Origin of the sequence: Marivirga harenae (genome assembly GCF_030534335.1) — a bacterium.
In the GTDB taxonomy this organism is placed as follows: Bacteria; Bacteroidota; Bacteroidia; order Cytophagales; family Cyclobacteriaceae; genus Marivirga; species Marivirga harenae.
Genome location: NZ_CP130565.1, coordinates 2,710,992 through 2,722,865 on the forward strand (window position 1 = coordinate 2,710,992; position 11,874 = coordinate 2,722,865).

Consider the following 11,874-nt stretch of genomic DNA (forward strand, 5'->3'; position numbering starts at 1 on the left):
AATTCTATATCAAATTATTTTAGCACTATTAACTTTTATTCAATGAAAACGCTCAAATATTTTTCCCTAATATTTATAGGGTTGTTATATTCATTCAATTCTTTGGGGCAAGTCCCACTTTATACCGCTGATGCTGTGAGGTTCAGTCAGACTGATGGCGGAGGTTCTGCAAGATTTGTAGCATTGGGGGGCGCAAATGTCTCCTTAGGTGGCGATATAAGTAGTATTTCAGGTAATCCTGCAGGTTTAGGTTTCTATAATCGGTCGACTTGGGCAATTTCACCTGTATTAAGAATTGGCGACTTCAGCGCTGAATACGAAGGACAAAACAACCAAAATATGGGGGGTAACTTTCAAATCCCAAATATGGGAATGGTTTTTCATAATAGGTATGAAGAATATGCTGGATCAAAATGGATATCAGGTACATTTGGTATTGCTATTAATCAAAAGCAGAGCTTTTACAATAATATAAATTATAGAGGCACGGTCGAACAGGGAAACGATGGCTTCATATATGATTTTACTGAAAGCTCTTTATTTCCGTTCCTGACGGATAATGGATTTAGAGAATTTAATTTTAGAAATGAAATCGAAGATGTAGCAAATTCCGATACTTACACCTATTTAGCTTATCAGACTTATTTGTTGCAGACTTTTACTACAAATGATGATACATTTATTGTTGATAGGTATGATTATGATGGAAATACTGACGGTTACTTGACACAGTCTGTTAATCACAGAGAAAATATAGATAGTTATAGTGGTTTAACCACCTTAGATTTGTCTTATGGCGCCAATTACAATGATGTACTTTATTTAGGAGCAGCTCTTAATGTAAACTTTCTTAATTATCGTCAAGTTAGAAATTTTAGGGAGACACCGGACAACAGCTTGTTAAACTATATGGAGCTAAATGAGGAGACCATTATTTCAGGCACTGGAGCTGCCTTTACGATTGGTGGTATTTTTAAGCCTATAAATATTTTGAATTTAGGCTTCTCCTACACAACTCCAACATTTATTTCTATGACAGAAACTCAAGAAATATCAATGGAAAGCTTCTTTATATATAATCCTGAAACAGATGAGGAAGATGTTAGCTATGAAGAGGAAGTACTAAATGAAGTCCCAGCTTATAGCTTAAGATTACCACAGAAGGTATCTGTAGGCGCTACTGCATTTTTATCTAAGTACGGTTTTGTAACGGCTGATTTAGAGTATGTAGATTATTCCTCGGCTAGGTATAGCAGTACGAATGGAGCATTTGGCGGTGATGCCCCTGATGTTGGAAGTGAATTGCAAAATACATTTAATTTGAGGTTAGGAGTAGAGGGCAGGTGGAATATATTAAGAGCAAGAGCTGGTTTTGCATATTTCGATAACCCCTACAGAAGCTTTGATCACAATAGACAGTCTATTTCGGGAGGTGTGGGAATAATAAGAAAAAGCGGCTTTTTTGTAGATGCCACTTACACTGTAAGTAGTTTAACCAACCCCAATATTACTGCATATGCAGGAAGCGATATTATAACATCAGAATCAAATATTTCAAATGTTAGGATTACGCTAGGAAAGAATTTCTAGGATCTTTTGGATTAAGGCGCTTTTAGTTTTAAGAAAGCGCCTGTATAGTTGTTTCATCCCAGTCTTTTAGGTGATGAGTTGCTTTGTTATAATAATCAAATCTTTTGTTTTTCAGTTGTTCTAATTTATTGAAAATATCTGCTTGCTTATTGCAATGCGAAAAAAGAGGTCTGGTGTTTTTTGCTGGATCCCATATTCTTTTTGCTATAAGCTGTAGTGGAGGGTTAAGAAATATTGTTGAGCCTTTTTTATTCATTAACTCCATATTATTATTGAAGCATGGTGTACCTCCTCCTGTTGAGAGCATCATGGCTTGATAATTATCGGCCAATTTCTCCAGGTAAAAAGATTCTAGATTGCGAAAATAATCTTCACCTTCGCTTTTGAAAATTTCAGTTATAGGAAAACCTTCATTATTTTCAATGATATCATCCAAATCAAAAAAAGGAAGTTTGATTTTTTCCGACCATATTTTTCCCCAATGACTTTTCCCACTTCCTGGCAATCCTACTAGGAAATAGCGCATTATTTTAATTTTTCAGTGATGTCAATAGGATCAGGGACGTCATTAAAGTGCCATTTGGCTTTAACAGTCCCGTCTTCCACTAATACCAGACCAGGGTTTGAACGAATAATTGTTTTTAAAACGGTAGCATCAGCATAATAGAAATCAGTTTTCATCCCTCTTCGAGCTCTAACTTGCAAGACATCCTCCGCAGACGATGATGTCAAAATTATTGGTTCAATTCCTGGACTTAATCTTGAAATCAAATCATTTACGTCAATTAAACCTTCCGTGTTTGAATTTGAAATATCATAAGCTACTATCCACAACTTTTTTCCGCTCAAAACCATATCTGTCTTATCCCCAGATTCATTCCAAGTGGCAAAATCAGTGATTTTAGGAGTTGAGGCCTCTTCATTAATTACTGCATGACCAACCAGTTTATAGCCGTCCTCTTCAGATTTGTAGTCAAAAGACTTAAGCTTTTCTCCATTTTTTTCAAAGGTATATTGAAATTTCGGACTTTCTTTGGCTTGCATTGCACTAGGTATATGTGTACCTATTTTATAGGCTCTAAAATCGATTGGTGGCAAATGCCTGACTGCATAAATGCAAAGTAGAAAACTTATGCCTGTAACACAGATTACTATAATGTTCTTTGCAGCAAATGTACTTTCCTTAATCTTTTTGATATTTAGATATAAGAAACCAATAAGCACAACTAAAATAATGTCTTTAGTGAATGATTGCCAAGGGGTTAAGGTTATAGCATCACCGAAGCATCCGCAATCTGTTACTTTATTGAAATATGCTGTATAGAATGTCAGAAAAGTAAAGAATACAATCATTATGCTTAATAGGTTCATGGTGTATTTAACTCTCCATCGAATAATCAAAGCAACTCCTAAGGTCACTTCCAATACATTTAAAATGATTCCAATAACTAATGCATAGGGCTCGAATACGGAGAAGAAGGAAGCAATATCACCGGCAAAAACGGCAAAATACTCTTCCAGTTTTATGGCAGTTCCAACTGGATCAACGACCTTTACCAGGCCGCTGAAAATGAATAAGCCACCTACTATATACCTAACAATATCGATTATTACTTTCATAATATTATTCTCTTATTCTGATTTTAAGTTGATTACTATATCCTGCAGATTAACTTTTTAATTAATTTCATCTAATTTGATTAAGCAAAAAACTGCATAATTAATCATGTCCTGATAATTGGCTTTGACCGGTTCGGACATGAGTGTTTTACCCTGATTGTCTTCTATTTGTTTCACTCTATAAAGTTTCATTAAAATAATGTCTGTTATAGAGCTTATCCTCATATCTCGCCAAGCCTCGCCATAGTCATGATTTTTATTTATTAGTAATTGCAAAGTTTCCTCAGCAACGGCTTCATATTTCGGCATCAGGTCTTCAACGGGTATTTCAAGCGGAGCATCAACCGAAAGCGATTCTTGAATTATTGCTATTATGCTATAATTAATAATTCCAATAAATTCATTCTTAATATCTTCATCAATCTTTTGAGCCCCTTTTTCCTGAATTGATCTTATTCTCTGCGCTTTAATGAATAATTGGTCTGTTATGGATGGTAATCTTAAAATTCTCCATGCTGTACCATAATCTTTGGTTTTCTTTTCGAAAACATCTTTACACAGCGCAATAACTTGCTTATATTCGCTCTCGGTTTGTGTCATCAACTACCGTTTTATATAATTTTTAGTTAATTACTATTTGGAAGCGAAAGATAAAGCATTTTCTCATAAAAAAACACTACTCCTTAAAGGGAACTTAATGGATTTTTCTGTTCCAAAGGTAATGGGCATTATCAATGCTACTCCAGACTCCTTTTACGATGGTGGCAAAAACGTAGATGTAAGTAAGGCATTGAAAACGGTAAATGCAATGCTGGTAGATGGCGCCAATATTATTGATGTAGGCGGCTATTCGACCAAACCAAATGCATCAGAAGTTTCTTTAGAAGAAGAACGAAGAAGAGTGATTCCTCTTATTAGTAGTTTAATCCGAGAATTTCCAGATCTCGTAATTTCTATAGATACATTTAGGTCTGAAGTCGCACATGAAGCTGTGGAATCAGGAGCCTCTTTGATTAATGATGTATCTGGGGGCAATTTGGATGATAAAATGTTTCATACTGTCAGTAAACTTGCTGTACCATACATTTTAATGCATATGCGAGGAACACCTGCTACTATGCAGTCCTTAAGTAGTTATCATCATTTAATTAAAGATGTTGTACTGGAATTAAGTGAAAAAATTAAAAAGTTGCGTTCTTTGCAAATTAATGATATTATTATTGATCCAGGTTTTGGATTTGCTAAAACACTCGATCAGAATTATGAAATGCTTAATAATTTATCCTATTTTAAAGTATTAGAATGTCCATTATTAGTGGGCGTGTCACGAAAGTCAATGATTTATAGACTTTTGGGAACAGAAGCGAAAGAAGCTTTGAATGGAACTACCGCGCTAAATATGGCCGCACTAATGAATGGAGCCAATATTTTGCGAGTTCATGATGTCAAAGAAGCAATTGAGACAGTTAAAATATTTAATAAGCTAAAAAATTGATTTTAGGTTTTACCATAGGGTTTTTAGAAGTTAGTTTGGTGGATGTCTTGGATATTGCACTTGTCAGCTTTTTGCTGTTTCAAGTGTATAATCTGATGCGCGGTAGTGTTGCAGTAAGAATTTTTGTCGGCTTTTTATCTCTGTACTTAATCTATTTGGTTGTAAGAGCGGCAGAAATGGAATTGTTATCAGCTATTTTAGGACAGTTCATGGGGGTTGGAGTGATTGCTGCCATTATTTTATTTCAACAGGAAATTCGTAAATTTTTACTCTTGTTAGGAAAGACTACTTCCTTCAACTCCGAAAATGGTTTTTTATCCAATCTCCCATGGAAAAAACGCAAAAGAGCTGATGAATTTAATATAACTCCTTTAATAGAGGCTTCCAAGTCATTGGGAGGTACCAATACAGGTGCTTTGATCGTGCTTTCGAAAGGCTCGGAATTGAAGTTTTATTCTGAATCTGGTGATTTAATTGATGCAATTGTTTCTAAAAGATTATTGATATCTATTTTCAACAAAACAAGCCCATTACACGATGGTGCTGTAATCATATATAAAGGAAGAATAAAAGCAGCAAGATGTGTCTTGCCTGTTTCAGAGAAGGATGTGCCAGCTCAATTTGGATTGCGTCATAAAGCTGCAATTGGTATGTCGGAGGCTACTGATACTATTGTTTTGATAGTTTCAGAAGAAACGGGGCAATTGTCTGTTGCTAGAAATGGGACAATTTACCATAACCTATCAAATCAGGAAATCAGGTCAAAAATAAATGACTACCTAACAGAAGATAAAAAGAAAAAGCAAAAAGAAGACAAAAGAGAAAACACCGAACAAGAGACTGTTCAATAGTACTTTTAGTTTTTCTAATTTTTTTCTCCATTTCACTATCTATTAAATCTCTGTAAATGAGTGCTTTAAATAATTTCTTACAAAAAAAGAAAATTATTTTTTAGATAGGGGTTACTTTTTATCCTTTCACAGTATATACTATTACAAACACAAATTTTATTCATACACCTGTTTAACACGAAAAGCCTTCTTTGAAAAAAGAAGGTTTTTCTTTTTTATACTCTCTTGCTTTTTCATATTTACATTATGGAATTCATAAAAGTAAATACACAATATAAGAAGCATATAGCACTCATTAATCTTAACAGACCTAAGGAATTAAATGCCTTGAATTTGCAGTTAATGACGGAATTAAAGGACACGCTCAAGGCATTGGATGAAGATGAGGATGTGAGAGTAATTGTTTTGACAGGTAATGAAAAAGCTTTTGCAGCAGGTGCAGACATTAAGCAAATGGCTGGGAAAACGGCTATTGATATGCTAAATGTAGACCAGTTTAGCACTTGGGATCAAATTAAGAAAACCAAAAAGCCTATAATTGCAGCTGTATCTGGTTTTGCATTAGGTGGAGGTTGTGAGCTTGCTATGACGTGCGATATGATTATAGCTTCCGAATCTGCTAAATTTGGCCAGCCAGAGATAAAAATTGGAGTAATGCCTGGTGCTGGAGGAACACAAAGGTTAACCAAAGCACTTGGTAAAGCCAAAGCCATGGAGTTGGTTTTAACGGGTAATTTTTTAAGTGCTGATGATGCCCTGCATTACGGATTGGTTAATAAAGTAGTGCCAGCAGAAATGTATTTAGAAGCAGCCTTAGAATTAGCTGAACAGATTGCACAGATGTCCCCAGTAGCTGCTAAATTAGCTAAGGAGGCTGTAAATAGAGCGTTTGAATCTCATTTGGATGAGGGCTTACACTTTGAACGTAAAAATTTCTATTTGACATTTGCTTCCGAAGATCAGACTGAAGGCATGAAAGCATTTGTAGAAAAAAGAAAGCCAGAATTTACTGGTAAATAATATTGATGAAGTATAATTTCTATCCCGGCCCTTCAAAGATTTATCCTCAAGTAGCGAGATACTTTCAAGAGGGAATGGATTTAGGAATCTTCGAAAGAAACCATAGGTCTGATTCTTTTCAAGAATTATTTTCTAGGACAAAATTATTACTTAAATCAAAATTGAACATCCCGTTGGATTATGAGATTGCAATGGTTTCCTCTGCAACTGAATGCTGGGAAATCATTGCGCAATCTTTTGTTCAAAAAAGGTCTTCACATTATTTTAACGGTGCTTTTGGTGAGAAATGGTGGAAGTATTCCCAGAAAATTCATCCCAAATCAATAGGGGCTAACTTTTCAGTAAATGAATTACCCCAAATAGAATCTTTGGGCCAAACGCCTGAATTGATTGCGCTGACTCATAATGAAACTTCGAATGGAACGGCTATTCCACTTGGTTTCCAAAAAGATATCCGAAAACGGTTTCCGGATAGCATGATTGCATTTGATGCCACCTCCTCTATGGCTGGGTATGAATTTGATTGGGAAAATGGAGATATTTGGTATGCATCTGTGCAAAAATGTTTTGGTCTTCCTGCTGGAATGGCAATTATGGTCGTTAGCCCAAATGCCATTACTAGAGCAAAAGAAATTGGAGATGAAGCTCATTACAATTCCTTTAATTTAATTTTAGAAAATACCAGAAAGGATCAAACACATCATACTCCAAATATTAGTAATATTTTTTTATTGGGTAGACTATTAGAGAATGTTGAAAATATTACCGCAATACATAATAACCTTAAGTCAAGAAAAAAAGATTTTTATACAGACCTCAAAAAAGTAGAAATCCTAAAACCGTTGATAAATTCTTCAGAGGTTCAATCTGATACGGTTTTTTGTTTGCAGGGATCTCAAGAGTCTATTCGAATGGTAATACAAACTGCTCTAAACGAGGGGATAATATTGGGAAATGGATATGGAGTAATGAAAGATAGTACGATAAGAGTGGCTAATTTTCCAGCTATCCCCAATCAAGATTATAAAGACCTTATTAATTTCTTATTACGTTTTGAAATAAAGAATTGAAAGCTGAGTTTCTTGTTGTACTTTTGCGCAAATTTTAAAAATATGCTCAATTTTAAAGAAATTATTTCAGTCTCTCTTATCCTGTTTTCAGTAATCGATATTTTGGGATCAGTCCCGATTGTGATCGATTTAAGAAAGAAATTAGGTCATGTTCAATCCGGTAAGGCTACTATTGTAGCCGGAATTATTATGATTGCTTTTCTTTTTTTAGGAAAATCTATTCTCAATTTATTCGGATTAGATGTTGCTTCTTTTGCTATTGCTGGAGCCATCGTAATGTTTTTAATTGGTATGGAAATGGTACTAGGTATAGTGCTATTCAAGCATGAAGATGCTTCAGCTGGCAGTGCCTCCATTATGCCCATTGCGTTTCCGCTGATTGCCGGAGCTGGAACCATGACCACACTGATTTCTTTAAAGGCAGAGTATCAGACTTTAAACATAATAGTGGGAATAGTAATCAATCTTATTTTGGTATTTATTGTCTTAAAAACTTGTGGATGGCTTGAAAGAAAGATCGGTCAGGCAGGGTTTAGCATTCTACGCAAAGTGTTTGGTATTATACTTTTGGCGATATCAATCAAATTATTTAAAAACTTTTTTTAGTAGGGACTGATTATTGTCAGCTAGGGGTAATCGATCAAGATACAGTCAAAAATTTTCTTTAGTATTTCTTAAAAAGAACAAAATTATCTTTGATCTTGCAATGCTGACTACTTGGATTTGTAGGATAACATTGGTCTTTTTAATAAAATCACTGAACTCATGATAACCATATATACAGACGGATCTGCTTTAGGAAACCCTGGCCCTGGAGGCTATGGGATTGTTCTTCGTTTTGCGGAGAAGGTTAAGGAAATATCGGAAGGGTACAGAAATACCACTAATAATAGAATGGAGTTGCTGGCGATAGTAGTGGCTTTGAAAAACCTTAAGACTAATAAGTATCCCGTTCATATTTACAGCGATTCAAAATATGTAATTGATTCAATCACAAAAGGCTGGCTGTCAAACTGGGTCAAAAAGGGATTTAAGGGCAAGAAAAATGTTGATCTGTGGAAACAATATTTAGATGTTTCAAAGGGTTATGATGTACATTTTCATTGGGTGAAAGGACATGCCGGAAACCGAGATAATGAACGTTGCGATAGATTGGCAGTGGCAAAAGCGGAAAATGGACCTCATTTAATTGATAAAGGATTTGAAAATAAAGTATCGGATTAAAAATTATTTCGTTACAAGGAGAAATTAAACCAATAGGATGTATATGAATAAAGTAAAATTAATTTTAGTTTTTGTTTTAATGAGTAGCTCAGCTCTTTTCAGCCAAGATTATAAAACAGCGATTGGAGTTAGAGGTGGTTTTCCAACTGCTATTACTGGCAAGCATTTTATCAATAAAACCGATGCATTAGAAGGTCTTTTGTCTGGATATAGAGGCGGTTTTGAAATTACTGGCCTTTATGAGAAGCATGCTAACGCCTTTGATGTACCGTATTTGAACTGGTATTACGGGGCTGGGGGACATATTGGAGCTTTCGATAATAACATCGCAAGACCTGGGTACTTTTACAATGACAGGGGTAGAGGTTTTACAGTGGGCTTAGATGGTATTCTTGGATTGGAATACACTTTGACCGATATACCCTTTGTGATAGGAGTAGATATGAAACCAACTTTTGATTTTGCTCCTGAACCAAGATTGTGGTTTGGTGGTGGAGTTTCATTTAGATTATATTTTTGATAAAAATGTATAATTTAATCTAATTCTTCCAGAAGATTTTTAGCATCTTCATATCGGCTTGCAGAGGGTTTGATCTTTGAAAGATATACTTTGCAGGCCGAATATCTCTTTACTTTTAATTCATTTAATGCTGCATACCAAAGGGCCTCCTCCGCATAGCCACTTTGCGTCTGGAGGATTTCTTCAAACAAATCTCTTGCTTTAGTTTCAGCCCCAAGTTCCATGTAGGCTATGGCTCGGTATAATTTAATTGATTGCTCTTCTTCGTTTTGTTCTAATATTTGATTGAAGAATTCGATTGCATCAGCATACTGTTTTTCGTTAAATGCATTTTCAGCTTTAGTATATATACCATTATCATTACCTCTGACAGTTAAATGGAGATTAGGGATCTGAGCTATTTCGTCATACTGTGGTTTAGAAATATTACCTAAATAAAAATATAGACCAATTGCAACTATAACACTAGCGGCTATAGCCATTTTTAACCATGGTAATTTTGCTTTCTGTCTAGAATCAAAATACTCTTTTGATATCCTGGAAACGGATCCCTTGAAATCATTTATTTCCGATTCAGTAGCAGAACCTTTTTCAAGATGATTATTTATAGATTGAAACAGTTCAAAATTTTCCTTATAATCATCGTCATTTTCAATTCGTTTTTGATGTCTTGCAAGTTCATCCTTAGTTAAATCACCTGTAAGATAAGTTTCAAATATTTGGTAGTCTTGCTCTGTCATTTTTAGTCTCTTTTTATTGAATCGTATTTAGGTGATGATTTAACTAACTCGGTTAATTTCCCAATGCACAATGATTTCTTTTTTCTAGCGTAGGCATATGAGATATCCAGTTTTTTAGCTACTTCTTCCATGCTTTTTAACTTAAAAGAAGCTTTCAATAAATCTTTGCAAGCATCAGATAGTTTTTGAAACATTTCCTGAAACAATAATTCTTTTTCTTCATAAAGAGCTGTTTCTTCGGCCATTTCATAAGCATTATCAACTATAGATAAATTTTCGCTCTTGCTTGTTACCCATTCCTTTCCGTTTTTTTTCAGCTCATTTAGCCATTTTCTTTTGGATAGCAAAAAGAAGTAGGCATCAAAAGGGCATGTAAGCTGCAAGTCATTATTGATGGCCTGTTTGTAAATAGTGATTAGGACCTCTTGAATAATGTCTGATGCTTGAGATTCATCTCCATTATTCTTGCAGATATACTGTATAACTTTTTCTGCAAAGCGGTCATAGATTTCTCTAATAATCCGACTGTCATTATGCTTTATTCCATCAATTAGGTATTGATCCGGATGGTTTTCCTCGGGCATACTCAGATATTTTTATACGAAAGTAAAAAAAATATATCAAACTGGGGTAACAAAGTATGAAGCACATTGATCTAAGGGCGAATCAAATAAAAACAGAAAATTATGAAAAGCTTAAAAAACTTATTTGCAATTAGCCTTATGGCCATGGTACTATTTTACGGATGCAATAATGATGATGAAGTAAACGAAATAGTACCTGATGAAATTATTGAAGCCCCATCTAAAGAAGAGTTTCGGCAACTTCAAACAACGGCAATCGAAGCAATTATTCAGGAATCCCAGTTTGAAGCCGAAGACGGAATTGAGTTTCAATCTGAAAAAGGCGTAACGCTTAGAATATTTCAAGGCACATTAACTTTAAATGGCGAGCCGGTTAGTGGACCAGTGGACTTAGAGTTCGTGGAAATATTTAATGCAGGCAGCATGTTAACTACAAATAAGCCAACAATGGGCTTGAAAGAGGATGGTAGTAAAGCTTTATTGATTTCTGGAGGGGAATTCTACGTGAATGTGACACAAAATGGACAGCAAGTGGATGTTACGAATCATATGCAGCTAGTTGTGCCAACCGATTTAACCGGTGGAGCAGATCAAGACATGAAACTTTGGACAGGTCAAATTGATGAAAATGAGAATCTAACATGGGAAGAAGATAGAATAGGAGCAGATGGAGCAGGAAATCTGTTTGTAGAAGGAGATCAATATTTTTCCTTTCTATCTGATTTTGGCTGGACTAATGTTGATAGATTTTATAATGACTCAAGACCTAAAACGACTTTAGAAGTGGTGGTCCCAACTGGTTATAATATTGAAAATTGCTCTGTATACTTATACTATGATGGGGAGCCAAATGCTTTAGCTCAGCTGGATACTTTCAATGAAGGAAGTAATTCTTTCTCTGAGCATTATGGTCAAATTCCGATAGGATTAGAAATGCACGTAATTTTTGTAACAGAAGAAAATGGGGAATGGAAGTACTCAATTCAACCACAGACTGTTGAAGACGGTGATATCTATACATTTGATCAGCAGGATCTAATCATTGGATCTGAGAGTGATGTTTATAATGCAATTGATGATTTGCCATAATATTTAATCTGAAGATGACTTTATCGAAAATGGTAAGGTCATTTTCATTATAGATTTTGCAAGATGTATTT

14 protein-coding genes are annotated in these 11,874 nt (G+C 35.0%); 9 read left to right on the top strand and 5 right to left on the bottom strand.

Annotation, left to right across the window (positions count from 1 at the left end; genetic code table 11):
- The first annotated feature begins 42 nt into the window (after positions 1-42).
- Positions 43-1,590, top strand: a complete 1,548-nt coding sequence (locus Q3Y49_RS11750; RefSeq protein WP_303268383.1) for an OmpP1/FadL family transporter — start codon at positions 43-45, stop codon at positions 1,588-1,590.
- 28 nt (positions 1,591-1,618) lie between these two features.
- Here Q3Y49_RS11750 and Q3Y49_RS11755 read toward each other — a convergent pair whose 3' ends face one another.
- Genes Q3Y49_RS11755 through Q3Y49_RS11765 form a run of 3 tightly spaced genes read right to left on the bottom strand, consistent with a single transcriptional unit; the run spans position 1,619 to position 3,813 of the window.
- Entirely contained in the window at positions 1,619-2,116 is a 498-nt protein-coding gene (locus Q3Y49_RS11755) for a shikimate kinase (protein WP_303268384.1), read from the bottom strand.
- Positions 2,116-3,210, bottom strand: a complete 1,095-nt coding sequence (locus Q3Y49_RS11760) for a BT_3928 family protein (RefSeq protein ID WP_303268386.1) — start codon at positions 3,208-3,210, stop codon at positions 2,116-2,118. The genes Q3Y49_RS11755 and Q3Y49_RS11760 overlap by 1 nt, the downstream gene beginning before the upstream one ends.
- Positions 3,211-3,267: 57 nt before the next feature.
- Positions 3,268-3,813, bottom strand: coding sequence for a DUF1599 domain-containing protein (locus tag Q3Y49_RS11765; protein WP_303268387.1), 546 nt, complete (start codon positions 3,811-3,813; stop codon positions 3,268-3,270).
- A gap of 94 nt (positions 3,814-3,907) precedes the next feature.
- Between Q3Y49_RS11765 and folP the strand changes: the two genes are divergently transcribed.
- The 7 genes from folP (at position 3,908) to Q3Y49_RS11800 (ending at position 9,390) form a co-directional block, all read left to right on the top strand.
- Positions 3,908-4,705, top strand: coding sequence for a dihydropteroate synthase (folP, locus tag Q3Y49_RS11770; protein ID WP_303268388.1), 798 nt, complete (start codon positions 3,908-3,910; stop codon positions 4,703-4,705).
- Positions 4,702-5,556 (top strand): diadenylate cyclase CdaA, encoded by an 855-nt coding sequence (gene cdaA / locus Q3Y49_RS11775; RefSeq protein ID WP_303268389.1) that lies wholly within the window; start codon positions 4,702-4,704, stop codon positions 5,554-5,556. Before folP ends, cdaA begins: the two co-directional genes overlap by 4 nt.
- Positions 5,557-5,802: 246 nt before the next feature.
- Entirely contained in the window at positions 5,803-6,576 is a 774-nt protein-coding gene (locus Q3Y49_RS11780) for an enoyl-CoA hydratase-related protein (protein WP_303268390.1), read from the top strand.
- A gap of 5 nt (positions 6,577-6,581) precedes the next feature.
- Complete coding sequence (locus Q3Y49_RS11785; protein ID WP_303268391.1) at positions 6,582-7,646, top strand: aminotransferase class V-fold PLP-dependent enzyme; 1,065 nt, start codon at positions 6,582-6,584, stop codon at positions 7,644-7,646.
- Positions 7,647-7,688: 42 nt separating this feature from the next.
- A complete protein-coding gene (locus Q3Y49_RS11790; RefSeq protein ID WP_303268393.1) occupies positions 7,689-8,252 on the top strand; it encodes a MarC family protein in 564 nt (187 codons plus the stop codon).
- Positions 8,253-8,411: 159 nt separating this feature from the next.
- Complete coding sequence (rnhA, locus tag Q3Y49_RS11795; protein ID WP_303268395.1) at positions 8,412-8,870, top strand: ribonuclease HI; 459 nt, start codon at positions 8,412-8,414, stop codon at positions 8,868-8,870.
- Positions 8,871-8,913: 43 nt separating this feature from the next.
- On the top strand, positions 8,914-9,390 hold the full coding sequence (locus tag Q3Y49_RS11800; RefSeq protein ID WP_303268397.1) for a hypothetical protein: 477 nt from the start codon (positions 8,914-8,916) through the stop codon (positions 9,388-9,390).
- Positions 9,391-9,404: 14 nt separating this feature from the next.
- Here Q3Y49_RS11800 and Q3Y49_RS11805 read toward each other — a convergent pair whose 3' ends face one another.
- Together Q3Y49_RS11805 and Q3Y49_RS11810 are read right to left on the bottom strand one after the other, a co-directional pair.
- Positions 9,405-10,130: a tetratricopeptide repeat protein gene (locus Q3Y49_RS11805; RefSeq protein WP_303268399.1), complete on the bottom strand. Its 726-nt coding sequence runs from the start codon at positions 10,128-10,130 to the stop codon at positions 9,405-9,407.
- Between the two features lie 2 nt (positions 10,131-10,132).
- Positions 10,133-10,714 carry an RNA polymerase sigma factor gene (locus Q3Y49_RS11810; protein ID WP_303268400.1) on the bottom strand — a complete coding sequence of 194 codons (582 nt, stop codon included), beginning with the start codon at positions 10,712-10,714 and terminating at the stop codon, positions 10,133-10,135.
- A 102-nt stretch (positions 10,715-10,816) separates the two neighbouring features.
- Here Q3Y49_RS11810 and Q3Y49_RS11815 point away from each other — a divergent pair, with 102 nt between their 5' ends.
- Positions 10,817-11,803, top strand: coding sequence for a hypothetical protein (locus tag Q3Y49_RS11815; RefSeq protein WP_303268401.1), 987 nt, complete (start codon positions 10,817-10,819; stop codon positions 11,801-11,803).
- Positions 11,804-11,874 lie beyond the last annotated feature (71 nt).